Source organism: Halorubrum sp. SP9, assembly GCF_005435015.1.
GTDB lineage: Archaea > Halobacteriota > Halobacteria > Halobacteriales > Haloferacaceae > Halorubrum > Halorubrum sodomense.
Window position 1 is genome coordinate 34,395 of the sequence record NZ_SGXU01000013.1, and the last position, 24,369, is coordinate 58,763.

Genomic DNA, 24,369 nt, shown 5'->3' on the forward strand with positions numbered 1-24,369 from the left:
CCGAGAGCGGCCCTGCGGTTTCAAGACGCATTCGTTCCACGCGTCCCTTGCTGGGTCTCAGCATCGGCGTGGCTGTCTTGTGGGGCGGTCAAACGCCCCCCATCCTCAGCCGAGTCATCGCCATCCGTGTGTTCTCTTGAATGGCTCTCTCCGCTGAGGTAGCGGTCTGCGATATTTATCGCTCCGTTCACGTCCGCTTGATACTCACCCACCCAGCAAGCATCGTTCGTACACGTGAACGTCGCCTGACGCGGGCGGTAGCCTACCTCACCGCACGCGTGGCACTCCTTCGAGGTGTTGCGCGGGTGTACCGTCTCAACGGGGATACCCTTCTCGACGGCCTTGTAGCGTATCTGCGCATGGAGTTTGGCGAATCCCCATCCGTGGAGACGCCGATTCATATACTCGCCGTAGTCCATCGATTCCCGAATGTAGGTCAAGTCTTCTAGAACGAACACGGGGTTCTTGATGGACTCGGCGTACTCCACGACTTCGCGGGTGACATGGTGGAACACATTTTCGATCCGGTTCCACAGGTCGTCGCCAAAGGACTCTGCGATACGCTCGCTTCCGCGCGTCTGGAGTCGGCGCTTGGCGGTGAAGTAGGTTTTGCGGAGCTGACGAACGGTCTTACCCTCGTCGGCCCACAGTTTGGGCGCGGTCGGGGACCCGTGATCGTCGCGGTGACACACCGTGACGAGTGACGCTTCCCCGATGTCCACTCCGATAGGTATCCGTTTCTCGGCAGACGCCCCGGAGCGTTCCTCCACGTTGCGAGTGGCAGTAACGTGGATAAACCACATCCCATCTCGCTCGAACAGCCGGCTCTCACCCATCGTCGCGTCACCAGCGTTCACCGCTTCGAGCCAGTCTCGTTGTTCGGGATTCGGCTGTGCTGGCAGCCAGAGGTGGTAGTCCTCGTGGTGCGGGATTTTGACGTACCACTCGATCGCGTTCTCGGGCTTGTGGTCGAGTCGTAGCCCCTCGTTCGTGAAGCGCACAGGGTGGTCGTCGTGTAGCTCGCCCGCGTTGTAGGTCGCCGTGAGTTGCGGGACGTACTGTTTGAGTGCGTTCTTCGCGTACCCGCTCAGATTGTAGGTGACCACCACGTCGTTCGCCTCAGTCTGTGTGGTACAGTTCTGGTTGAAGGCGTCTTGGAGGGCGTGCTGGTACGCCTCTCGCGTCTCTCGGAGTTTCCGCCGCTTGTGAGCGTTCGGCTCTACCAGTTTGAGTTCCAGCGTCTTTGTGAGTTCGGTCACGAATCACCCTCCGTGTGTTGCTGGATGTAGTTCTCGACAGTCTCGCTGGAAACGTGTCCGGCGGTTCCTGCGTAGTAGCCTCGCGCCCAGCCGATTTTCTCGCCGTCGTGGTCGGCGTAGCGGTGGTTGTACTTGCGTGAGGAGATACCCTTGAACCAGTTGGCGAGGAGCGCCGGTTCGTTCTTGGGCGGACTACTGACGAACAGGTGAACGTGGTCGGGCTGGACGGTGAGATCGAGAATTTCGAGGCCCTTGTCGTCGGCAATTTCGTGGAGGATGGTTCGCACACGGTCAGCGACCTCGCCTTTGAGTACCGAGTTGCGGTACTTCGGCAACCACACTATGTGGTAGTTGAGGTTGTAGGTCGCGTGCCGTGTGGTCTTCATTTGCGTTGTACACTATGTATCAGAGTATCTTAATACTGGTGGTGAATTGATGGGAAATCCAGCCGTAGCGTCGTCGATGGAGGTGTACGCTATTGTCCGCTCGACCCCCGCCTAAAGACGGGGGTATGCGCTCGTAACTCTATCATCGTTCTTCCGCAGGCCCGATCGTCGCCTCACTGTCCCCGATCGGTCACCCTCCCGACCGCCTACTCCTCATCGCGCTCGACGACGACCGTCCGCCCGGTCAACGTCTCGGGCGTGAAGCGGTAGAGGTCGATGTCGAGGTCCGGCTTGTCGTCGGCCCAGATCTCGAAGAGGGGGCGCTGCGTCTCGCCGTACTGCGCGATCGTCTCGGGGGTGAGCTCGTCGAGGTCGACCCGTTCGAGGGGGCCGACGCCGACGACGCTCGCGTACTCGTCGCCGTCCTCCTCGTAGACGACCACGCGGGCCTCCGGCGTCGACGCGAGGAACTCGCGCTTCTCGCTGTCGGGCGTCGACACCAGCCGGAGGTACAACGCGCGCTCGTCGGCGTCGTACCCGTAGGAGACCGGGATAGCGTACGGGGCGTCGTCGCGCGCGAGCGCGAGCACGCCCGTCTCGTGACGGGACAGGTGCGCGTCCACCTCGGCCGGCGACATCTCGACCTCGCTGTTCGTCGGCATACCCCGAATTTCTTCGCACGAGGTGATAAAGGGAACGAGACGACGGCGCGCAGGGTCCCCCGGGCCGTCCGTCGGCGCCGCCGCGCCCGGCGGCGGCACGCGAGCGTGCGGTCCGGCGCTCAGCTCATCGCCGGCGTCTCGCCTACGTTCTCCTCGGTGACCGGTGCGCCGCAGACGACGCAGCCCGTCTCGAGCAGCGTCGCCCGCATCGCGTCGTCCACCTCGATCGAGCGCCGACACTCCGGGCAGACGAAGGTGTGGGTGGATCGCCCCGTCATACCCGTGGGTACGACACCCACGCCCATCAAACGGGCCTCGGATTCCCGCGGCCTCGGAACGTGATCATCGATCCTTAATCTAACAGCGCCCCGAACAGCTTCCGCTGGGCGGCCGCGACGTGCTCCGTGAACGTCGACCGACCGATCCCCAGCGACTCCGCGACCTCGCCGGCGTTGGCCCCCTTCGGGTGGTCGAAGTAGCCCGCCTCGTAGGCGGCGGCGAGCACCTCGCGCTGGCGCTCGGTCAGCTCGCTCCGGTCGACGGTCACCAGGTCCGACTCCGTCGGCGTCGTCGTCGACTGGAGCAGGCGCAACACCTCCATGTCCGGACACCCCTCGCGGAACGCCTCCAACACCGACCGCAGCGTCTGGAGGTCGCTCGCGTGGAAGGTGATCCGGAGTCGCCCGTCGCGGACCGTCGCCTCCGAGACGGGCGTCTCGTGCCGGTCGAGGACGGCGAACGGCGAGTCGGGGTCGACGGCGGCGTCGAACCGGTACGCCGCCCGGCCGCCGTAGTCGAAGACGACCTCGACCCCGTCGGGGACCGACAGGTCGGCGTCCGCGATGAACTCCACGACCACCCGTTCGCGGTCGCCGTCGGGCGTACAGCGCGAGACCTCGGTGACGGGGATCGTCCCGTCGACGACGCCGTCGAACGGGGACGGCGCGGTCGGCAGCGAGACCTCCGCCCGAATTCCCGATCCCATCTCGTTCGTCCCTACCCGCCCCGGGCAAAAACGTTGGCGGGCCCGGACCGCGGTATAAAACCCCCAGCATATGATGGGCAACCGTTCGGGGGGCTGGAGCGGGTACGTACAGACATGAAACGCCCCCCGCGGACGACCGACGCCACGACGACGACCGAGGACGACGCGGCGCTCGACGCGACGTTCGAGGCGCTCGCCGACGCCGACTGCCGGGCGATCCTCGCCGCCGCGGCGACGCCGAAGACGACGAGCGAGCTCGCCGAGGACTGCGACATCGCGCTCTCGACCGCCTACCGGAAGGTGGAACTGCTGAGCGAGACGCCGCTGCTCGCCGAGGGCGTCCGGTTCGACCCGGACGGCGACCACGCCGCCGAGTACGTCCGCGACGCCGCGGACGCCGCGATCGAACTCGACGACGACGGCGTCGCGCTCACGGTCGACGACGAGGGGGCCGACCCGCTGGCCGCCGCGCTCGACGCCCCCGGCGTCTCGGCCGACTGACCGGCCCGCTCGGTTGCGGCGGCCACCCCCGCCGTCGGGCGATAGTTCTCGGACCTGATAATCGAACGGTCAAGGTTTTAGGCCAGTTCCGGGACGCTTTCGATATGTCTCGCCCGCCGGAGCCGAAGACCCTTCTCGATCTCGCGCAAGACAAGCTTGCGGTGATCGACGAGGCGGGCCGGTTCCGGTACCTCAACGCGGCCACGCGCGATCTGCTCGGGTTCGACCCCGAGGAGCTCGTCGGGACGGACGCGTTCGAGCTGGTCCACCCCGACGACACCGACCGCGTCCGGGCGGCGTTCGAGGCGCTCGTCGCCGACGGCGACGAGACAGACGCCCCGTTGGAGTACCGCTACGAGACCGCCGACGGCGACTGGGTGTGGTTCCGCACCCGCGTGTTCCCGCCCGCCGACACCGGGCTCGACGGCTACGCGCTGAGCTCTCGCGACATCACCCTCGAGGTCGAGTCCAGGCGGCGCCTGGAGACCATCGCCTCGACCTCGCCGGACGTGCTGTGGATGTTCGACGCCGACTGGACGGAGCTTTTGTTCGTCAACGGCGCGGTCGAGTCGGTGTTCGGGATCGCCCCCGACACGCTCGAAGCGCGGCCGCGAGAGTTCTTAGAGGCCGTCCACCCCGACGACAGGGCGGACGTCGAGCGCTCGATGGAGCGGCTCTCCGCCGGCGAGCCGACGAACCTCGACTACCGGATCGGCTCGCCCGACGGGCCGACCACCTGGGTCCGGGTGCCCGCCCGCCCCGTCGTCGAGGACGGCGAGGTGGTCGCGGTCACCGGGTTCGCGCGCGACGTCACCGACGAGTACCGCCGTGAGCGACAGCTCACGGTGATGGACAACCTGCTCCGGCACACCATCCGCAACGACATGAACATCGTCGACGGCACGGCGGAGCGGATCGCCGACCGGGTCGACGACGCCGTCGGCGCCGCGGCGACGGCGTCCGGAGGCGACGAACCGGATCCCCCGGACGTCGACCTGGCCGAACTCGCCGCCGACCTGATCGACCACGCCGAGACGGTCCGCCGCGTCGCGGACGACCTGCTCACCACCGCCGAGAAGCAGCGCGGCGTGATCGACCTCCTCCGCCAGCACGAGCCGCCGCAGCCGCTCCGGGTCGCCCCGCTCGTCGAGCGCGCGGTGGCGGACGCCGTCGGGGACGCGCGCGATTCGCCCGCCGACGTCGCGGTCTCCTGTCCCGCGGACGCGCGGGCGTTCACGCACCCCGAGCTCGACTACGCGATCGCCGAGCTGATCGAGAACGCGATCGAACACGCGGAGGGGGCGGCGACGGTCGAGGTCGAGGTCACGGCGCCCGACGACCGCGTCGAGATCGCGGTCGGGGACGACGCGCCCCCCATCCCGGCGGCCGAGCGGGACCCGATCACCGACCGGTGGAAGATGGACGACCTCAGACACACCGGTGGGATGGGGCTGTGGCTCGTCTACTGGATCGCGGACCGCTCCGGCGGCGACCTCGCGTTCGACGCCGGCCCCGACGGCAACGAGGTGACGATCAGCGTCCCCGACGCCGACTGCGACCCCTCCTTCTCGGTGGCGGAGCGCGGGCGCCCGGCGGGCTCGGCGGTCAGTTCGGTCTCGACCGAGCCGGACGGCGGGGCGACGGCGCCGGTCGCCGGCTCGGAGACGGTCTCTCCCGAATCCGACGCCGGCGAGGGGGCCGTCGCCGCCGAATCCGACGCCGGCGAAGGGGCCGTCGCCGCGTCCGCCGCGGACCGCGGGGCCGACGACGCCGACGCACCCTCCGAGCGATCCCCGGGATCGACCGACCCCTGACCTGAACCCGATCGATCGTTCACCGTAGGACCCGATTTCGAAGAACCTCCCACCGATCTTAAGCCGCCGCTTCGCGTACTCCCGCGTTGATGGGTACGCTCAACGAGCTGTTCGACCCGGACCGGGTCGCCGTCGTCGGCGCCACCGCCCGCGAGGGCGCCGTCGGCCGCGCCGTCACGTCGAATCTCCTCGACGACTTCGACGGCGACACGGTCCCCGTCAACCCGAACTACGACGAGGTACTCGGCACGGCCTGCGTCGACGACGTCGCCGACGCGGACGCCGACGTCGCGGTCGTCGTCGTTCCCCCCTCGATCGTGTTGGACGCCATCGAGGCGTGCGGCGAGGCGGGGGTCCGCAACGTCGTCGTGATCACCGCCGGGTTTGGCGAGACGGGGGAGGACGGAGCGGCGAGGGAGCGTCGCCTCGCGGAGCTAGCCGACGAGTACGACCTGAACCTCGTCGGCCCAAACAGCCTGGGGATCATGTCGACGCCCTCGGGGATGAACGCCACGTTCGGCCCCGAGAACGCCCTCCCCGGCGGGCTCTCTTTCATGAGCCAGTCGGGGGCGTTCGTCACCGCGGTCCTCGACTGGGCCAACGACAACGGGATCGGGTTCAAGGACGTTGTCTCGCTGGGGAACAAGGCGGTGTTAGACGAGACGGACTTCGTCGACCACTGGGGGGACGACGAGGAGACCGACGTGATCATCGGCTACCTCGAGGGGATCGAGGACGGCCGCGAGTTCATCGAGACCGCCCGCGAGACGACGGGCGACACCCCGATCGTCGCCGTGAAGTCGGGACGGACGAGCGCCGGCGCGCAGGCCGCCTCCTCGCACACCGGGACGCTGGCGGGTTCCGACAAGGCGTACGAGGCCGGCCTCGACCAGGCGGGGGTCATCCGCGCGGAGTCGGTCGACGAGCTGTTCGACTCGGCGGGCATCCTCGGCAGCCAGCCGCTTCCCGACACCGACAGCGTCGCGGTCGTCACGAACGCCGGCGGCCCGGGCGTGATGGCGACCGACGCCGTGGGCGACGCCGACCTCGACATGGCCTCGTTCACGGCCGGGACGACCGACCGGCTCGCGGAGTCGATGCCCGAGGAGGCGAACATCCACAACCCGGTCGACGTGATCGGCGACGCCGACGTGGAGCGGTTCCGCGAGGCGCTCAAGATCACCGTCGCCGACGACAACGTCGGCGCCGCGATGGTGTTGGCCGCGCCGACGGCGACGATCGATTTCGACGAGCTCGCGGACGCGATCACCGACGTGAGCGACGAGATGGACGCGCCCGTCGCCGCCTGTCTGATGGGCGGCGACCGGACTCGCGAGCCGAAACAGCGGCTCCAGTCGAAGGGGATCCCCTGCTACTTCGATCCCGCCCGCGCGATCGACAGCCTCGCGACGCTCGCGCGCTACCGCGACATCAAGGCGCGCGAGTACGCGCCGCCAATGTCGTTCGACGTCGATCGCGAACGCGCCCGCGAGATCCTGAACGCGGTGCGCGACCGCGACGACAACCGCCTCGGCGTCGAGGCGATGGAACTGCTCGACGCGTACGGCATCCCCACGCCGGCCGGCGAGATCGTCGACTCGCCCGAGCGCGCCCGCGAGGTCGCGGCCGGGGTCGACGGCGACGTGGTGATGAAGATCGTCTCGCCGGACATCCTGCACAAGTCCGACATCGGCGGCGTCGCCGTCGGCGTCGCGGACGACGACGTGGCCGACACCTACGAGGACCTGATCACCCGCGCGCGGAACTACCAGCCGGACGCGACCGTCCTCGGCGTTCAGGTCCAGGAGATGGTCGACCTCGACGACGGCGTCGAGACGATCGTCGGGATGAACCGCGACCCGCAGTTCGGCCCGCTGCTGATGTTCGGGCTCGGCGGCATCTTCGTGGAGGTGATGGAGGACACCACCTTCCGCGTCGCGCCCGTCTCCGAGCCCGAGGCCCGCGAGATGACCGAGGAGATCCAGTCGGCGCCGCTGCTGCGGGGCGCCCGCGGCCGCGACCCCGTCGACGTCGACGCCGTCATCGAGACGATCGGCCGGCTCTCGCAGCTGGTCACCGACTTCCCGGCCATCTTAGAGCTCGACATCAACCCCCTCGTCGCACTGCCCGACGACGACGGCGGCACGAACGCCGCCGCCGTCGACGTGAGACTCACCGTCGACCCGGAGGCACTCGACCCGCCGGGAACCGACGCGGAGACCGATCCGAAGCCGCTCGACGCGGAGGAACCCACCGATGACTGACACACCCACCACACTCGTCACCGCGACCGGAGACAGCGCCGGAAAGACAGCGATCACCGTCGCCTTAGCGCGGCTCGCGGCCGACCGCGACCGCAGCGTCGGCTACATGAAACCGAAGGGGACCCGGCTCCAGTCGAACGTCGGCAAGACCCTCGATCAGGACCCCATGCTCGCCCGCGAGGTGCTCGGCTTAGACGCCGAGATGCACCAGATGGAGCCGGTGGTCTACTCCCCGACGTTCGTCGAGGGCGCGATCCGCGGCACCGAGGACCCGGACGCGCTCCGCGACCGGATCCGCGAGGAGTACGACGGGATCGCGGCCGACAACGACCGGGTGTTCGTCGAGGGCGGCGGCAGCTGGACGACCGGCGGCGTCGTCGACCTCACCGACGTCGACGTCGCGGAGCTGCTCGACGCGCGGGTCGTCCTCGTCGCGGAGTACGGCTCGCCGAACGACCTCGACGAGGTGCTTGCGGCCGCCGACGCGTTCGGCGACCGCCTCGCCGGCGTCGTGTTCAACAAGGTGTCCGACGACGCCTTCGAGTCGCTCGACCAGGACGGGATCCCGTTCCTCGAGTCGAAGGGGATCACCGTCTTCGGCGCGCTCCCGTACGAGAAGGAGTTAGCGGGCGTCACGGTCGGGGAACTCGCAGACGAGCTCGGCGCCGAACTCCTCACCGACGCGCCCACCGACGCGTTCGTCGAGCGCTTCCTCGTGGGCGCGATGGGCGGCGACGAGGCGCTCCGTTACTTCCGGCGCGCCCGCGACGCCGCCGTCATCACCGGCGGCGACCGCGCGGACGTCCAGACCGCGGCGCTCGACGCCTCCGGGGTCGCCTGCCTCGTCCTCACCGGCGGACACCGCCCCTCCGGCGCGGTGCTGGGGAAGGCCGCCGACGCCGGCAAGCCGGTCCTCGCCGTCAACACCGACACGGTCACGGCCATCGACCGGGCCGAGGAGGTCGTCCGCGGCGGGCGCACCCGCGACGTCCGGACGGTGGACCGGATGGCCGACCTGCTCGACGCCCACGTCGACGTCGACGCGCTGGTCTGAGGCGGGAGTCCCCGTTCGGTTCGCCCGCGGCCCCCTGTTCGGGCCGCCGCGTTCGCCCGCGATCCGTGATCGTCTGACGTACTGTTTTCACGGTGGACGACGTACCCCGCCTATGACCAGTCTCTCGGAGGCGTACGGCGGACGGGGGCGCTCCGGGGTCGACCCGCATCGGCTGTACCTCGGTGTGGGATCCTTCGTCGCGGGCGCGCTGCTCCTCGTCGTGGGGATCCTCGTGGCGGCCGAGGTGGTGCTACCGGCGGGCTACACCGCGGGCACCGCGCGGGAGGTCGGCGGGATCGTCGGCGGCGTCGGCGTCCCGCTCGTGTTGCTCGGCGTGATGGCGGTCCTCCCGGCCGACCGCAACACCTACGCCGCGGCGTTCGTCGGCGCGGCCGTCATGTGTCTCGGTGTGGCGCTGTTCGCGCACGCGTACCCCCAGCAGTGGGTCGGGGGGCCGCGTCCGGAACTGACCGACCTGACGCTCCCGACCGCGGGCGTCTACTTCCTCGGCGCCGCGACGACGCTGTGGAGCGTGTTTGTCGGCGTCGCGAACTTCAAGACCCGCAACGACCCCGGCGGCACCGTCTCGATGGAGGTGACCCACAAGGGCGAGACGAAGGTGGTCGAGGTGCCCCGCGACCAACTGGGGAGCCGCGGCGGCGTCGGCCTCCTCGGCGGCACCCCCGACGGCGACGTCGAGACGCAGACGAACCGCCCGGACGACGGCGGCGCCGAGAACTCCGCGGCGCGGGGCTCGACCCCGTCTTCGTCGAGCGGTTCGTCCGGACCCGCTCCCGGCTCCGGGGAGGCGGTCGACTCCGGTGCGTCGGGCGCGCGCGGACGGACGAGTTCGACGGGACGGTCCCGCGCCGCCGGCCGCTCCGGTCCCGGTTCACCGGGCGTGAGCGACGGCGGCAGCGCCGAGAGCGACATCACCTCGCCGCTCGACGAGGCGGAGTCGACGGATGTCCCGTCGTCGCCGGCGGCACCGGAGTCCGGGCCCGCTCCCGGCTCCCCCGCCGCCCGAGACGGGCCCGGCGACGCGTACTGCGGCAACTGCGCCGAGTTCGACTACGTCCGGACCGACGACGGGATGCGCCCCTACTGCGCTCACTACGACGAGCTCATGGACGACATGGAGGCGTGCGACTCCTGGACGCCGCGCTGACGGCGCCGTCCTTTTTGCCACCTCTTTCCCCTCACACCGGCTCCGCGGAGGGGAGCTGCGACTCCGCCACCGCGAACGCGAGCGTGCTCAACACGCCGATGAGCGTCCCGGCCGCGAGCGCCATCGCCAGCTCCGAGAGCCCGAGCGCCGTCACGCCCGGCGCCTCCGGGAGGAAGAACCCGGAGACCGCGAACAGTACGACGGCGATGGACGCCACGTAGAAGGGGGCGTTGAGGTAGCGCCACCGGAACCGCCCGGCGAGGTACTCGTCGGTGATCTGCCCGAGACTGGAGGTGACGCCCGCGACGCTGAGCCACTGGACGAGCCCGTGGACGAACGCGGCGAGGGCCGTCCCGGCGGCGAGCGATCCGCCGCGGACGCCGCGGACGGCGTCGACGGTGTCGACTCCCTGAACGATCCCGACGACGACGAGCGCGAGCGCGACCACGTAGGTGACGAGCGTCACGCGCCCGGTGTAGAGGACGTTGCGGACGGTCTCGGCGGTGCCGTCGACGGTCTCTTCGAGCCCTAGCCCGCGGAACAGCGAGTAGAGGCCGACCCCGCCCGAGAGGATCCCCAGCACCGCCGCGCCGGCGACGTCGAAGAGGTTCGCCACGACGACGAGCGGGTAGATCAAGAGGAGGACTCCGAGCGGGACCAGTATCGTGCCGCGAGTCTCCGGGTCGGCGAGGACCTGCTTGATCGTGTAGTACAGCGATTCGAGGTCCTGCGCCTGGCGGACGACGACGCGCCGCATCCCGTCGATCGGCATCCGCGACCGGATCACGGGGAGGACGGACTCGTCTTGGGCGCCGTCGGTGATCACGACCGCGGACACCTCCTCGCCGGTCGACAGCTCCGCGAGCACGCGGTCGACCTCCTTGCCGACCGCCCGGTTCGCCTTCACGTCGGCGCCGTCGACGCCCGTGACGGCCGCGACCTCGACGGCCTCGCCCTCGGCGGCGAGTTCGTCGTGGACGTTGACGCCCTGGAAGAGGACGTTGACGTCGGAGTCCTCCGGGTCGGCGGTCGCGAGCGCGACCGCGGCCTCGGTGACGTCCTCGTCGCCGATGACGGGGGTTGGGATCCCCGTCTTGCGGCCGAGGTCGTCGTCGAGGTCGACGCAGAGGACGAGCAGCATCGTTCGAAGCTACGCCGGGGGACGGCATATGTTTTCGGCTCGCGGCGCGGTCGCGCGACGCCGGCGCCCGCGCCGGGCGGGGTCCCGGTCGGCGTCGGTCTGCGCTCGTCCGACGCGGCGGCCGACCCGCGCCGTCAGCTCCCCGCGTCCGACGCGGCGGCCGACCCGCGCCGTCAGCTCCCCTCGTTCGGCTCGTGTTCGAGCCCGTTCATCATCCGGCGGACGTTCTCGCCGTCGCTGAACGCGGCCGGATACGCCGCCAGCGGGAGGACGAAGTCGTCGTCGACCCCGACCGGCTCGCCGATGTGTAGCTCCAGCTCGGTGGTCGCGCCGGTCCCCGCGATCTCGCCGTCGGCCGCGTACACGACGACCGCGGCGTCGGACCCGAGGACCTCGGTCGAGTACTCCGAGCCGCGCTCGAGGTCGCCGACCCCCTCGTACCGGCGCAGGATGAGGTCGGCGCGCTCGCGGGTACCCATCTCGGCGATCGGGTTGAGCGCCCGACCGAGCACCTCGATCTGCGGCGTCGTCACCGCGGCGAACACGGCGGCCTGGTAGCGCTCGCCGAACAGCTCGACGGCCTTGTCGTACTCGGCGACGGTGTTCGTCACGCGCACCTCGCGGGTCCGCCCGGCCACCTCCACCTCCCGGGCGATCACGTCGTCGGACACCTCGTTGAGTTCGTACCCGCTCTCCGAGAGGGTCGCGTCGGCGACCGTCGCGGTGCCGGCCGCGAACTCCGCGGGCCCCTCACCGGTGGCCACGTCCAGCGCGGTACAGCCGGCGAGGCTCGCGAGCCCGACGGCGCCGCCGACCGCGAGCGCCCGGCGCCGCGTGATCGCGTCGCTCGCTGCCCTGTGCTCGGCGTCGTCGGCGGTCGGGTCTCGGTCCATGGGCGCCACTGGCCGCGGCGGGGGTACATACTTTGTGTCCGGTCTACTCGCGCCCGTGACAACGGGTCTCCCGGCAACGCGCGGTTCGGACGCTTTTTCAGGCCGCGGCCGGTAACGAGAGACAGATGATCTCCAAGGGCTGTGAACAGTGCGCCAAGGGCGGGAAGATGGTGCTGTTCGTCTACGGCTACTGCGACCAGCGGGACTGCTTCTACTGCCCCCTCGGAGAGAACCGGAAGAACGTCACCGACGTGTACGCCAACGAGCGGAAGGTTGAGTCGGACGAAGACGTGATCGAGGAGGCTAAGCGCATGAGCGCGCTCGGCACCTCGATCACCGGCGGCGAACCGCAGGAGGCGATGGCGAAGACGACCCGGTACCTCGAACTGCTGAAAGACGAGTTCGGCGAGGACCACCACACCCACCTCTACACCGGGATCACGGGCGGCCGCGAGAACATGCGCCGCCTCTCGGAGGCGGGTCTCGACGAGATCCGCTTCCACCCGCCCCTCGAGCTGTGGGGCGACATGCACGGCACCGAGTGGGAGGAGATACTCCATATCGCCCGCGAGGAGGGGCTCACGCCGGCCTTCGAGATCCCCGGCATCCGCGCGGAGCCGGAGTTCCTGGAGTTCCTCGACGAGGGCGCCGCGGAGTTCTGTAACATCAACGAGTTCGAGATGTCCGACGGGAACTACCGCCGGATGCAAGAGAAGGGCTTCGAGCTTCAGGAGGGCCACATGTCCGCGGTCGAGGGGTCGAAGGACGCCATCTTAGAGGAGATGGCGAGCCACGAGAAGGTGTACTTCTGTACGTCGGTGTTCAAAGACGCCGCCCAACACCGGAACCGCCTGAAGCGGATGGCGAAGAACATCCGTCGCGAGTTCGACGAGGTGACCGACGACGGCACGCTCGTCTACGGGAAGGCGTTCGCCGCCCCCGAGCGCTTCGAGGCGCTCGGCGTCCCCGAGCAGTTCTACACCGTCAAGTCGGACCACGTCGAAGTGGCGTGGTGGCTCTTGGAGGAGATGGTCGAGGACGGCGACCTCGACGAGGGCGAGATCGTCGAGCAGTACCCGACCGTCGACGGGACCGTCGTCGAGCGCACCCCGGTCGCCTGAACGGACGGATCTTGGTTCTTCTGACGGCGATTCTCGTTCGGTACCCGTAGGAACGGCGGTGGCGCGCACCTGCGAGCGGCCGGAGCGAAGCGGAGGCCGCGAGTCGGCACGCGCGAGGGACGCGGCGAGCGACGGGGCGACCGGAGGGAGACCCGAGCGAGCCGCGAGGCTGGGGAGGCGTGAGGTGCGGTCGCTGTGCGGTGCGGGGCGGGGCTCGAAGGGGCAGCCGCGAGTCGTCGCGGCTGGGGCTTTGGCGGTGTTCCCTGTCGAGCGGCGGTCGAAATCTCGAACGTGGCGTGCTATCTGCTCCCACACTTATAAGGGATCAGCGCGTACGGCCGCGTATGGCTTCCGAAGAACCCGTCTTCGCGAACGTGAGCATCGGGCAGGAGGTGTACAACGAGGACGGCGAGCGCCTCGGGTCGATCCGCGGGGTCGACGACGACGGCTTCTACGTCGCGTCGCCGTCGGGCACGGACACGCTGACGCTCACCGACGCGCGCGACGTGTTCGGCACCGCCTACGTGATGTGGCGCTGCTGGGAGTGCGGCGAGATGGGCGAGATCGGCGACCAGCTCCCCGCGAACTGCCCGAGCTGCGACGCGCCCCGCGAGGAGCTGTACTACTGGGCCGAGGACTGAGACGACTACCGTGAGAAGCGCCCCCGTGTCTGTATCTGTTATCTGTGAGCGGCTGACTACATAGACGCTGTTGACACCCCCGAAGCCCCGCCCCGCACCGCACAGCGACCGCACCTCACGCCTCCCCAGCCTCGCGGCTCCCTCCGCTGCGCTCCGGTCGCCGCGTCCCTCGCGCGGTGCCGCTCACGGCCGCCGGGGGCGGCCGCTCGCGGGCACGCGCCACCGCACGTCTCTTTATAAATAGACGATACCGCCCCCACAGTTGCTTATAAACAACCGTCGCCGCCAGCCGGCTCAGTCCGCGTCGGCGAAGTCCGCGAGGTTCGCCTGGAGCCCGGCGGCCATCGTCGACTTCCGGCGGAGGCGCCCGAGCGAGACGGGGAGGCGGTCGGCGACGCCGCGGACCGCCTCGCCGAACGTCTCCGCGGCCCCGTGCTCGCCCTCGAACGCGTTCCGGACCGCCTCGCGCACCTGCCAGACGCCGACCGGCCCCCAGTAGTCGTCGGAGACGTGGCGCAAGACGAGCGCCTTCGCCTGCCGCCCGCGGTCGTCGAGGTGTTCCAAGACGCCCAGCCGAGCCGCGTAGTAGGCGCCCGCCGTCTCCTCGACGTAGCCGGTCCGCCCCTCGCGGCCCTCGCTCGCGGCCGCGAGGTAGACGCCGGCCTCGGGGTCGGGGTTCCAGATCGACCCCGGCGACTTCATCTCGACGAGCTCGTACTCCCACCGGCCCGGGACCAGGATCACCCAGAACGCGTTGCCGAGGTACTCGTTGCGGTGGACCTCGATCCGGTCGACGGTCGGGTCGTCGCGGATCGACCCGCGGAGGAACTGGCCGACCGTGTCGTCGACGGCCGTGATCGACCAGCGCGTCGGGACGAGCCGGCGGTTCTCGCCGCGGCCGAGCGCGCCCGCCGAGAGGATCGTGTTGATCTCGTACACGTCGAACCCGCGGCGGTAGAGGTACGTCATCGCCCCCTCGGCGCGCCAGTCGTCGTCCTCGAGCGTCTTCTGTACCGGTCGGGGGACGTGGGGGTTCTCGCCGAGGTCGGCGGTCCGCGCCGCAGCGCGCGGGCCGGTCGGCGTCTTGATGTCCTCGGTCCCGACCTCGAAGTCGAGGTCCGGCCGGCCGTCGAGACCGATCTCCACGTCGACCGGGCGGTCCGCGATCGCGACCTCGCGTTGAACGCCGAGCCAGCCGTCCCACGCGTCGTGAACGCTCTCGGCCGGGCCGCTCGCGCCGCCGACCGACTTCACTCCGCCGGTCGCGCCCGCGTCCGCCACGTCGACCCCGCGGGTCGAGTTGAGCAGGCTCGTCCGCCGGTCGAACACGTCCGAGATGGAGACGCCCTCGTCGTACCACGCCGCGGAGGTCTCGAACGCCGCGGCGCGCTCCTCGCGGCCGACCGGCGAGAGGAGCCCGGTCGAGACGTTCGGGTAGTCCGCGCGGCCGACGAAGATAGAGGGCGAGACGCTGCCGACGACGGCGTCGTCGGAGACGTGCTCGTCGAAGCGGCGCTCGAAGGAGTCGAGGTGGTCCACGATCCCGTAATCCTTCTCCGCGGCGAGGCGCCGCCGCTCGGCGCGCTCGTTCGCCTCGAACTCGATGAACTCGTCGAGCCGCATTCGTTTCGTGTAGGGCCGAGCGCGACTTGACGGTGTCGGCGGCGGGCGGGGCTTCGTCCCGACCCGCGGCGCGTCGCCCGCCGCTCAGGTCGCGAGTGACGTCACGCCGGCCGGTAGCGTCGCGCCCGTGCGCCACGCGCCGTCCTCGCGGACGACCAGCGGCGTCGGCTCCCCGCCCGCGAACCCGTCCTCGTCGACGCGCAGCGTCCCGCCGACGAGCGTCCCGTCGGCGACCGCCCACGAGGCGACGAACGCCGGCTCGGCGGCGGGCACGGGGTCGGCGTCGAACCCGTCGCCGTCGACGGGCCCGGACAGCGTCACGCCCGAGGGCGCCTCCGGCCCCCAGCGGTTCGCCCCCGCGTAGAGTCGGCCGTCGCGGACGACCGCCTCGCGGAAGTAGTTCGCCCAGAAGTCGCGGAAGTCGGTGTCGAGCCGGTACCACCGGTCGCCGTCGTCCGTCCGGTAGAGCCCGTTCCCGGTGGCGGCGACGACGGCGCCGCCGTCGAGTACGCGCAGGTCGTGGACGTCGTCGTGGACGCCCCGCCCGTACCGCCGCCAGAAGTCGCCGTCGAACGCGTAGACGCCGCCGGGTTCGAGTCCCGCGAGCACGCCGTTCTCCGGGTGGACCGCCAGCGTCCTGACGCTCGGCGACGCCCCGGGCGCGCGGTCCCGCCACCGCTCGCCGTGCGGATGCGCGTCGAGGTCGCCGACCGGGTCGAAGCGCCACCCGTCGCCGTCGGCCGCCGGCCGCGCCCGGAGCACGTCGATCGAGCCCGTCCCGACCAGCACGGTCTCGGGGCCGGCGAGCACGGAGACCGGGCCGTCCGGGCCGTCGAGCCGGTGCCACTCGGTCCCGTCGGTCGAGCGGTACAGCCCCTCGGCGGTCGCGGCGATCCGGGCGTCGCCGCTCCGGACGACCTCGCGAACGCGCCCGCACGCGGCGACCCGCACCGGGTCGCCGTGCGGCCCGTCGAGCCGATACAGCCCGTTGTGGGTTCCGCAGACGAGCATGTGTCGTGATCCGTGACCGAGCGAAAAAACCGTACGCCTCCCGTCGGCCCCGGCCCGTTAGCTGTGGATCCCCATCGCCTCGATCTGCTCCTGGTACCGGTTGCGGATGGTGACCTCGGTGACCTGCGCGACGTCCGCCACCTCGCGCTGAGTCTTCTTCTCGTTACAGAGCAGCGAGGCCGCGTAGATGGCGGCGGCGGCGTAGCCGGTCGGCGACTTCCCGGAGAGCAGCCCCTGCTCGGCGGTCGTCTCGATTATCTCGTTGGCCTTCGACTGGACCTCCTCGGAGAGCTCCAGCTCGGAGGAGAACCGCGGCACGTACTTTTTCGGGTCGACCGGGCGCATCTCGAGGCCGAGCTCCTGAGAGATGTAGCGGTACGTCCGGCCGATCTCCTTGCGGTCGACGCGCGAGACCTCGGAGATCTCCTCTAAGCTCCGGGGGATCCCCTCCTTGCGGCAGGCGGCGTACAGCGCGGCGGTGGAGACGCCCTCGATGGAGCGGCCGCGGATCAGGTCCTCGTTGAGCGCGCGTCGATAGATGACGGAGGCCACTTCGCGAACCGACCGCGGGACGCCGAGCGCGCTCGCCATCCGGTCGATCTCCGAGAGCGCGAACTGGAGGTTGCGCTCGCCGGCGTCCTTCGTTCGAATGCGCTCCTGCCACTTCCGCAGCCGGTGCATCTGCGACCGCTTCTTCGACGAGATGGAGCGACCGTACGCGTCCTTGTCCTTCCAGTCGATGGTCGTCGTCAGCCCCTTGTCGTGCATCGTTTTCGTCGTCGGGGCGCCGACGCGCGACTTCTCCTGCCGCTCCGAGTGGTTGAACGCGCGCCACTCCGGGCCGGGATCGATCTGCTCGTCTTCGATGATCATCCCCGTCTCCTCGTGTATCAGCTCCCCGTCGGCCGTCCGGGTGAGATCCTCCGGATCGAAGTCCTCGGGGTCCAGTTCGTCGACGTCCTCGATCTCCGCGACGTCGACCTCGTCTTCCTCGGCGTCTTCGTCCCCCACGCGCTGCCGGTCGTGATCCCGTTGCCGGGTGGGCCGTGTCATCGCATTTATATGCTATCGAAATGGTTTAACTTAAAAGTTCGTTAGTGTGTGGTTCGATATCACGCTCGGTCCCGCCGCTCAACTCGACGGCGGACGGACAGCCCTTTGTCCGGCGGGCACGGAGTTCGAACGAATGCCGACGATCGACTGCGACCCAGCCGCCGCGCGCGAGCGACTCGCGGGCGAGGGCGTCCGGATCGACGAGGGGAACACGCCCCACGAGCGGTGGCGCGCCGAGCGCGACGGGGCCGTCGCGGTCGCGTACGACGACAAGGTCGTGGTCCAGGGGAGCGACCCCACCCGACTGACCGCTCTGCTCCGCGACGGCGGCGGCCGCGCGCACGTCTACTTCGACGGCGCCTCCCGCGGGAACCCGGGGCCGGCCGCGGTCGGGTGGTGTCTGGTCGCGTCCGATGGCGTCGTCGCCGAGGGCGGCGAGCGCATCGGCCGCGCGACGAACAACCAGGCCGAGTACGCGGCGCTGATCCGCGCGCTGGAGGGGGCCGACGAGTACGGCTTCGACGCGATCGACGTGCGGGGGGACTCCCAACTGATCGTCAAGCAGATCCGCGGCGAGTGGGACGCCAACGACCCGGAACTCCGCGAGCGACGAGTCCGCGCCCGGGAGCTGTTGGAACGGTTCGACCGCTGGTCGATCGCGCACGTACCGCGGGAGATAAACGAACGCGCAGACGATCTGGCGAACGAGGCACTCGATGACGCGAACTGACGACGATCCGCCGGAGTGGGCGAAGGAACGGGCGCGCGAGATGATGGCGGCGGAGGAAGCCGACGCGGAGGCGGACGGCCCCGCCGACGAGGACGACGCCGATCCCCACCCCGACGACGAGCGCGTCCCGGACGTGCCGGTCGCGGCGGTCGACGAGGCGGAGCGGCTCACGCGACTCGCCCGCGAGGCCGAGTCCGCGGAGCCGACGCCGGAGATCGAAGAGGCGGCCGGCCAGTACCGGGAGCGGCGCGACGCGCTGGCCGCCGAGTACGGCTACACCGCGCGCGTCCGCGACGAGGACGACGCGCTCGTGCTGTACCCCGACGAGTGGATGGAGGACGGAACGGTCCGGCTCGACCGCGTCGAGGACACCGACCGCGCGGTCGAGGTGTCGCTGTCCGGTCCCGGCGACGCCGACCGCTACCGCCAGGTGGCCGCGTACAACGAAGCGGTCGCCGAGGCGGTCGCCGATCGGGAGCCGGACGTTCACGCCCGGACCGCGGAGACGTTCGCGGCGTTCATGAGCAACCACTACGTCCGCCCGGTCGACGACGCCACGCCGGCGATGCGCGCCGAGTTCCGCGAGGAGTACCTGGTCCGGAACGGGTGGCCGACCGACGAGCAGCTCGACGCCGTCGACGAGTCGCTGTCCGTGATCGAGTCGGTCGCCGGCGACATCGACGACCCTGCCGATGACTCCGCCGACGTCGACGGTTCCGCCGACGATCCGGCGTAGCGGCGGCTCATCGAAAAGAGAACGCGGCTTTCGCCGCGCCGTGTGCCAGGAATTTTCGATCGGATTCGATGCCGTCGACCGCGCGGGACCGCGCGCTGTCGCCCTTACTCGAGCAGCGCACGGACCTCGTCCGCGCGCGCCTCGTCGGTGACGAAGCGCCCGAGGACCCACTCGATCTGGCCGAGGACGATGTCGTGGCCGGCCTCGGTGAGCTCGTACTGGTTCGTCCGCTTGTCGAGCTCGCTCTTCCCGACGAACCCGTAGTCGACGAGGTCGTCGAGGTTCGGGTAGAGGCGCCCGTGGTTCACCTCGGAGCCGTAGTACTCCTCCAGCTCGCGCTTGATGGCGAGACCGTACATCGGCTCCTCGGCCAGGATGGTGAGGATGTTCTGCTGGAACGCCGTGAGATCGCTTGCCGCCCTCGATTCATCAGTGACTGTTTGTGCCTCTGACATGCCTGAGGGAAGGGGACCCGAACTTATAGTCTTTCTCAACGTTCACGATCGCTGCGATGCGTAACTCCGAACGTTCGTCCGGATCTCTCGGTATCGACGGTCTCTCGGCGGACACCCGTGCGATCCGGCCGCGGAGCGCGTTCGACTGATCGATTCCGTTTGCGCCGAGCCGGTCGACGATCTCTCGGTCGTACCGTCGCTTCGGTTCGCGATCGAAACCCGCGGATCGGCGGTTGGCGGGCTCGGGCCGGTGACGCGGTGCCGCGTCCCCGTTCCGCCGCCAGCGCATCGGCTCAGGCGATCCCGAAAGGACTTTGCCCGACTTCGACCCATCAACGGGCACATGGTCAACCTCTGGGAGGATCTCGAGACGGGACCGAACGCGCCGGACGAGATCTACGCCGTCGTCGAGTGTCTCAAAGGCGAGCGGAACAAGTACGAGTACGACAAGGACGTCCCCGGCGTCGTGCTCGACCGCGTGCTTCACTCGAACGTCCACTACCCGTACGACTACGGCTTCATCCCGCAGTCGTACTACGACGACGAGGACCCCTTCGACGTGATGGTGCTCGTCGAGGACCAGACGTTCCCCGGCTGCGTCGTCGAGGCCCGCCCCGTCGCGCTGATGAAGATGGACGACGACGGCGAGCAGGACGACAAGGTGATCGCGGTGCCGACCGAGGACCCCCGGTTCGATCACATCGAGGACCTCGAGGACATCCCCCGACAGATCCGCGACGAGATAGACGAGTTCTTCTCGACGTACAAGAACCTCGAGGCCGGCAAGGAGGTCGAAACGCTCGGCTGGGAGGACAAGGCGGCCGCGAAAGCGGCCATCGAACACGCGCAGGAGCTGTACGACGAGCAGATCGCGTAGCGACGATATAACCTGGGCACATCCGGCGCCCGCGATCGGATGCGTTATGCCTATGGGTAATTTTTAGGGCGCGAGTCGCGTATCGTCTAGCGGAATCATGAGCGCCACCACGCCCGCCGTCGGCATCGATCACCCGACGGTCGTTCCCGCGAACTTCGATCCGGACGACGACACGCCGGACGGCGCGGCTCCCGACGACACCGCCGCGAGCGACGACGCGTAGGGGTCGCTGACGCCCGTTCAGACTCGTTCGACGACCGATGAGAGCCGCGCCGCGTCCGCTTGAAGCGTCTCGAACGCCTCGTCGACCCAGTCGACGACCGCCTCGTCGGTCGATTCGAGCACGCACCGCGGGTTGTTCCGCTCGTCGTACGCGGTCACGCAGGCGATGTCGTCACACCGGAACAGTCCGTACTCTATCGGCTCTGCGCTCACGTACACCTCGGCGTCGTCGTCGTCGAGCGCTCGGTCGGTCGCCGGCTCGAACTCCGCGACCGACGCGTCGGCCACGTCGCGGTCGATGATCAGCTCCACGCTCGCGCCGCCGTCCAACGCCGCGGCCGCCGCCTCGTTGAACTGCTGGAGGACGACGGGAGAGACGGCCCGGATCTCGGCGCCGCTGCTCTCGCGGAGGAGCTCCGTGAGCCGATCGACGGCCGCCAGGGGGTTCTGATCGGACGCGACCGTGAGCTCGCTGTCGGGGATCCCGTCTCCGGGGAAGTCGACCCCGACGCGTTCGACGGTCGCCGCGAACCGGCCGTAGCGGTCGGCGCGTTCGACCTCCCTCAGGAGCGTCTCGTACGCGTCGTGGACGCGCTCACCGGTCGGCGTCACCCGATAGGCGGCGTCGCGTTTCACCACCCAGTCGCGCTCGCGGAACCCCGCGAGGATCCGCTGGACCGTCGTTCGGGTGGCGTCGACCGCGTCGGTCAACTCCGCGGGGCGCCGCGGATCGTCGCGTAGCGCCCGCAGTATCGCGACCCGAACGGGCGAGCCGGCGAGGTACTGTGCGCCGTCGTGTCCGTCCTCGGCCGTCATCGTACGATCCGTGTGTACGGGTACCGCCCTGTTAACCGTACCGCGTCGCGGTCGCGGGCGCCGCGCTCGGGCCCCTCCGCGCTCGCCGGTCGCGTCAGTCCCGGTACCGGAACGACACGACGGTGCCGACGGTGTCCTCGCCGGCGATCCGCTCCGTGGTCACCGTCACGGCCGCGAGCCCGTCCGCGCCGAGTGCCTCCTCGATCACCGCCCGCAGCGCGTCGGGGTCGGCCCCCTCCTGGATCACCGGCACGCGGACCTGTCGCCGGTTGACCGCGACGTCGCCGAGGTCGTACTCGGTGTGCTCGAACGCCTCCCGGATCGCGGCCTCGATGTCGGTCATTGCGGCTTGACCTGCGCGCTCGCCGGTGAAAAAACGCGGTCCTCGGTGGATCCCGCGAGAGCGCCGGTTCTCAGTCGTCCATGGCCTCCGTAGAATCGGCCGTTTCTCGGCGTCCAACGATTCCTACCAATTTAATACAAATATAATATGTTTCAAATATCTCTATAATTCAACCGCAGAACAATCTTAATATTTATTTATCCTGATACTTTTCGAATATGCACGAAAGTGTGGCAGATTACGTTGCAGAGCACCCGAAGATGGCCGGCGTCCTGTTCACCGCGCTGCTGCTGCTGACGCAGGCGGCGCCCGCGGCGGCGAATGCGGCTGTCTACAATCCTGGTCCCTGATCTTCAGCAAGCTGGTCGCTCCACGCAAGAGCCCCATCTACAAAAACTGGCAATAACTCTAATTCTAAGAAAGACGTGAGTTCCTTTCTTCCTACATCAGAAATGTATATTTCTTCTGGGACGTAATAATTCATAGTATCTGAATCTAAATTAAGTCCAACTAGTGACCCATTAGTGTACGGTCCATTTGGATACATTTTAGCGGATATATCATAGTTCTTTGATTTGTCTGTTTTCACATCTACAGCAAATATTCCACCGCTCCGACTCTGACAGATCGTCGTCCCCCCGTCGCCCACGACGATGTACTGGTGACCCGTAATCAACTCCCGCTTGGCCACGTGTAGCGCGGTCCGGAGGTTGAACCCGCTGTTCATCAGTCGGGCGATGATCCGGCCCAGCTTCGTCGCGGGCGAGTTCGCCACGTCTGAGAGCGTGACGATGCCGCCGCGCGAGCCGCGGTGGATCAGGGCCTCGCCCTGCTGGTAGGACTGGCAGGCGTTGAGCAGGAAGGCGCTGACGCCGATTTCGAGGTCCTCGTCGGTCAGATCGAGGTAGCCGTCCGCGCACTGCATCCCGCGGTCGTCGACGTGGCCGATGTAGTGGAGGAAGTCGATGTCGGACTCGAGGGTCTCGCGCATCTCCTCGCGGGTGCGGTCGTGGCGCACCTCGATGTCGAACTGGACCATGTCGCGGAGCCCGTACAGGTCGGCGACGTTCCCTTCCTCGCGCATCTGATCGTCGTTACAGACGACGAGGACGGAGATCCGCGACTGCTCGACTTGCCCGACTTCGAGCCGGCGGTGGTACGCGTCGAGCGTCGCCTTGTTGGCGTCGAGCGGGACGCCGTCACCGACCCACGCGTGCTCGACGGTATCGACCGGCTCCGGTCGGACGAACTCGGTCTGCGCCGGGACGGCCCCGCGTTCCGTGGAGGCGTCCGCCCCGCGGGTGACCCCCGCGCTCGCGGCGCCGCGCACGAACTCGCCGCCGGCGGGGCTCCCACGGCTGTCGAGGTCGACGCCGCCGCCCGGGACTTCCCGCCTCGTGGTCGCCGCCGAGTTTCGGCCCGCGCCGCCGAAGAAGCCGACGCCGACGCCCCCGTCGTCGTCCGCCGGCGTGACGGTCTCCGGCGAGCGGACGATCGACAGCTCGCCGGCGACGAACGGGAGCATCTCCACGTTCCCTGGGTCGGGACGCACGTCCGTCGTCAGCGTCCACTGCGGCAGTTCGGGCTCGACCGCCTCGAACGGAACGTCGAGGTACTCGCCGAGCCGCTCGGCGAGCGGGAGGTCGTACAGCCGCCCCCAGTCGAGGTCGAGGCCCGTCGTCTCGCGCTCGTGGAGGTCGACCGGGTAGAACCCCTCCGTGCGGGCGAGACAGTCCATGTGGAACGACTGCCTGAGCACCTCGGCGGCCCGCGCCTCGAATTCCGGTTCGAGCGGGTACGTCCACCCGTCGCCCTCGATCCGCGGGGCGTCGCCGGGGACGACGTCGGCGGCGAAGTAGTACGCCAGCGAGACGACGGGGTAGAGGTAGCGGTACTCGGGCGGGACGACGATCCGCACGCCGCTCTCGACCGGCTCGACCCGCTCGGGGACGCGGAACTCCTCGCCGGGCTCGATGAGGGGAGGATGGCCCCGCAGGGTCGGGAACGACCGCTCGGGACTGGTCGTCTGGAGCGCCGACCCGAGCAGCGAGACGGCGTCCATCAGCGACTCCGGATCGGTCGGCGTGGTGATCGTCCCCGCCGGCGTCTGGTGGAGCGACCGGAAGCCGAGCCCGACGGTGGCCGGCGCGTCGAGGTCGATCCGGGTGGTCCGGTCGGTCGTCGAGACGGAGAACCCGGCGTCGAAGGTGAGGTACAGTTTCGTCGGCGCGGGGTCGATCCCGACGTGGTACGTGCTATCGGGCATTTCGTAGCAGTCGCCGCGCGACAGTAACGAACCCTCACCATCGCGCGTCTCGACGACCGCGACGCGCGGGATCTCGACTGAGCCGGTCTCGACGGCGACGCTGGTGTCGACCGGGAAGTAGTGGTCCGACGCGGGGCGCGGACGGGGGTCGACCGGCCGGTCGGTGTACACCTCGAACTGGGTGTTCTCGATGTGGTCCGTGACGGTGATCCCGTCGGCCTCGCGCAGCGGGTCGATGTCGATGCTCATGGGAACTCGCCGCGACGGTCGTCGTCGGGTACGGGAGACCGGCGCCGCGGTAGTGCGTGCCACTGGGTTGTGCGATAGCGGCGATAAAGGTTGCGTCGG

Annotated in this window: 25 protein-coding genes; 11 read left to right on the top strand and 14 right to left on the bottom strand. The window is 69.3% G+C overall.

From position 1 onward, the window contains the following. Positions 1-20: 20 nt before the first annotated feature. From EXE45_RS09415 to EXE45_RS09430, 5 genes are all read right to left on the bottom strand, one after another. On the bottom strand, positions 21-1,259 hold the full coding sequence (locus EXE45_RS09415) for an RNA-guided endonuclease TnpB family protein (RefSeq protein ID WP_137694176.1): 1,239 nt from the start codon (positions 1,257-1,259) through the stop codon (positions 21-23). After that, positions 1,256-1,645, bottom strand: coding sequence for an IS200/IS605 family transposase (gene tnpA, locus EXE45_RS09420; RefSeq protein WP_096393431.1), 390 nt, complete (start codon positions 1,643-1,645; stop codon positions 1,256-1,258). Before tnpA ends, EXE45_RS09415 begins: the two co-directional genes overlap by 4 nt. A gap of 206 nt (positions 1,646-1,851) precedes the next feature. Further along, positions 1,852-2,307, bottom strand: coding sequence for a pyridoxamine 5'-phosphate oxidase family protein (locus EXE45_RS09425; RefSeq protein WP_092920791.1), 456 nt, complete (start codon positions 2,305-2,307; stop codon positions 1,852-1,854). 119 nt (positions 2,308-2,426) lie between these two features. After that, positions 2,427-2,585, bottom strand: a complete 159-nt coding sequence (locus EXE45_RS20430) for a hypothetical protein (protein WP_167603347.1) — start codon at positions 2,583-2,585, stop codon at positions 2,427-2,429. A gap of 74 nt (positions 2,586-2,659) precedes the next feature. Further along, positions 2,660-3,292: a helix-turn-helix domain-containing protein gene (locus EXE45_RS09430; protein WP_092920792.1), complete on the bottom strand. Its 633-nt coding sequence runs from the start codon at positions 3,290-3,292 to the stop codon at positions 2,660-2,662. 114 nt (positions 3,293-3,406) lie between these two features. Here EXE45_RS09430 and EXE45_RS09435 point away from each other — a divergent pair, with 114 nt between their 5' ends. From EXE45_RS09435 to EXE45_RS09455, 5 genes are all read left to right on the top strand, one after another. Beyond that, complete coding sequence (locus EXE45_RS09435) at positions 3,407-3,793, top strand: helix-turn-helix domain-containing protein (RefSeq protein ID WP_137694177.1); 387 nt, start codon at positions 3,407-3,409, stop codon at positions 3,791-3,793. Between the two features lie 104 nt (positions 3,794-3,897). Continuing rightward, the gene (locus EXE45_RS09440) at positions 3,898-5,607 is read left to right on the top strand and encodes a PAS domain-containing sensor histidine kinase (protein WP_092920794.1); all 1,710 of its coding nucleotides are present in this window, start codon (positions 3,898-3,900) and stop codon (positions 5,605-5,607) included. A gap of 89 nt (positions 5,608-5,696) precedes the next feature. Further along, positions 5,697-7,871, top strand: coding sequence for an acetate--CoA ligase family protein (locus tag EXE45_RS09445; protein WP_137694178.1), 2,175 nt, complete (start codon positions 5,697-5,699; stop codon positions 7,869-7,871). Beyond that, positions 7,864-8,925, top strand: coding sequence for a phosphotransacetylase family protein (locus tag EXE45_RS09450; protein WP_092920796.1), 1,062 nt, complete (start codon positions 7,864-7,866; stop codon positions 8,923-8,925). The genes EXE45_RS09445 and EXE45_RS09450 overlap by 8 nt, the downstream gene beginning before the upstream one ends. Before the next feature lie 112 nt (positions 8,926-9,037). After that, positions 9,038-10,093 (top strand): hypothetical protein, encoded by a 1,056-nt coding sequence (locus tag EXE45_RS09455; RefSeq protein ID WP_137694179.1) that lies wholly within the window; start codon positions 9,038-9,040, stop codon positions 10,091-10,093. 31 nt (positions 10,094-10,124) lie between these two features. On the opposite strand, the gene EXE45_RS09460 is transcribed toward EXE45_RS09455, so the two are convergent. After that, entirely contained in the window at positions 10,125-11,234 is a 1,110-nt protein-coding gene (locus EXE45_RS09460) for a DUF373 family protein (protein ID WP_092920798.1), read from the bottom strand. A gap of 173 nt (positions 11,235-11,407) precedes the next feature. Continuing rightward, positions 11,408-12,127: a DUF6517 family protein gene (locus EXE45_RS09465; RefSeq protein WP_137694180.1), complete on the bottom strand. Its 720-nt coding sequence runs from the start codon at positions 12,125-12,127 to the stop codon at positions 11,408-11,410. A 125-nt stretch (positions 12,128-12,252) separates the two neighbouring features. Between EXE45_RS09465 and EXE45_RS09470 the strand changes: the two genes are divergently transcribed. Next, the gene (locus EXE45_RS09470; protein ID WP_092920800.1) at positions 12,253-13,248 is read left to right on the top strand and encodes a radical SAM protein; all 996 of its coding nucleotides are present in this window, start codon (positions 12,253-12,255) and stop codon (positions 13,246-13,248) included. A 344-nt stretch (positions 13,249-13,592) separates the two neighbouring features. Next, entirely contained in the window at positions 13,593-13,889 is a 297-nt protein-coding gene (locus EXE45_RS09475; protein WP_137694181.1) for a rubredoxin-like domain-containing protein, read from the top strand. A 294-nt stretch (positions 13,890-14,183) separates the two neighbouring features. Here EXE45_RS09475 and nreA read toward each other — a convergent pair whose 3' ends face one another. The 3 genes from nreA to EXE45_RS09490 all read right to left on the bottom strand — a co-directional run bounded on the left by nreA (position 14,184) and on the right by EXE45_RS09490 (position 17,576). After that, the gene (gene nreA / locus EXE45_RS09480; RefSeq protein ID WP_137694182.1) at positions 14,184-15,512 is read right to left on the bottom strand and encodes a DNA repair protein NreA; all 1,329 of its coding nucleotides are present in this window, start codon (positions 15,510-15,512) and stop codon (positions 14,184-14,186) included. 84 nt (positions 15,513-15,596) lie between these two features. Next, a complete protein-coding gene (locus EXE45_RS09485; protein ID WP_092920803.1) occupies positions 15,597-16,523 on the bottom strand; it encodes a hypothetical protein in 927 nt (308 codons plus the stop codon). 57 nt (positions 16,524-16,580) lie between these two features. Then, positions 16,581-17,576: a transcription initiation factor IIB family protein gene (locus tag EXE45_RS09490; protein ID WP_092920804.1), complete on the bottom strand. Its 996-nt coding sequence runs from the start codon at positions 17,574-17,576 to the stop codon at positions 16,581-16,583. A gap of 133 nt (positions 17,577-17,709) precedes the next feature. Between EXE45_RS09490 and rnhA the strand changes: the two genes are divergently transcribed. After that, a complete protein-coding gene (rnhA, locus tag EXE45_RS09495; protein WP_092920805.1) occupies positions 17,710-18,306 on the top strand; it encodes a ribonuclease HI in 597 nt (198 codons plus the stop codon). Beyond that, entirely contained in the window at positions 18,293-19,042 is a 750-nt protein-coding gene (locus tag EXE45_RS09500; protein WP_137694183.1) for a hypothetical protein, read from the top strand. Before rnhA ends, EXE45_RS09500 begins: the two co-directional genes overlap by 14 nt. A gap of 104 nt (positions 19,043-19,146) precedes the next feature. On the opposite strand, the gene EXE45_RS09505 is transcribed toward EXE45_RS09500, so the two are convergent. After that, positions 19,147-19,497, bottom strand: coding sequence for a PadR family transcriptional regulator (locus EXE45_RS09505; protein ID WP_092920807.1), 351 nt, complete (start codon positions 19,495-19,497; stop codon positions 19,147-19,149). Positions 19,498-19,840: 343 nt separating this feature from the next. Between EXE45_RS09505 and EXE45_RS09510 the strand changes: the two genes are divergently transcribed. Together EXE45_RS09510 and EXE45_RS21705 are read left to right on the top strand one after the other, a co-directional pair. Beyond that, complete coding sequence (locus EXE45_RS09510) at positions 19,841-20,374, top strand: inorganic diphosphatase (protein ID WP_092920808.1); 534 nt, start codon at positions 19,841-19,843, stop codon at positions 20,372-20,374. Positions 20,375-20,471: 97 nt separating this feature from the next. Continuing rightward, the gene (locus EXE45_RS21705; protein ID WP_255510209.1) at positions 20,472-20,597 is read left to right on the top strand and encodes a hypothetical protein; all 126 of its coding nucleotides are present in this window, start codon (positions 20,472-20,474) and stop codon (positions 20,595-20,597) included. Between the two features lie 17 nt (positions 20,598-20,614). Here EXE45_RS21705 and EXE45_RS09515 read toward each other — a convergent pair whose 3' ends face one another. The 3 genes from EXE45_RS09515 to EXE45_RS09525 all read right to left on the bottom strand — a co-directional run bounded on the left by EXE45_RS09515 (position 20,615) and on the right by EXE45_RS09525 (position 24,270). Beyond that, positions 20,615-21,412 (bottom strand): winged helix-turn-helix domain-containing protein, encoded by a 798-nt coding sequence (locus EXE45_RS09515; protein ID WP_092920809.1) that lies wholly within the window; start codon positions 21,410-21,412, stop codon positions 20,615-20,617. Between the two features lie 94 nt (positions 21,413-21,506). Beyond that, on the bottom strand, positions 21,507-21,755 hold the full coding sequence (locus tag EXE45_RS09520; protein WP_137694184.1) for a hypothetical protein: 249 nt from the start codon (positions 21,753-21,755) through the stop codon (positions 21,507-21,509). A gap of 331 nt (positions 21,756-22,086) precedes the next feature. After that, positions 22,087-24,270 (bottom strand): caspase family protein, encoded by a 2,184-nt coding sequence (locus EXE45_RS09525; protein ID WP_137694185.1) that lies wholly within the window; start codon positions 24,268-24,270, stop codon positions 22,087-22,089. Positions 24,271-24,369: the final 99 nt, after the last annotated feature.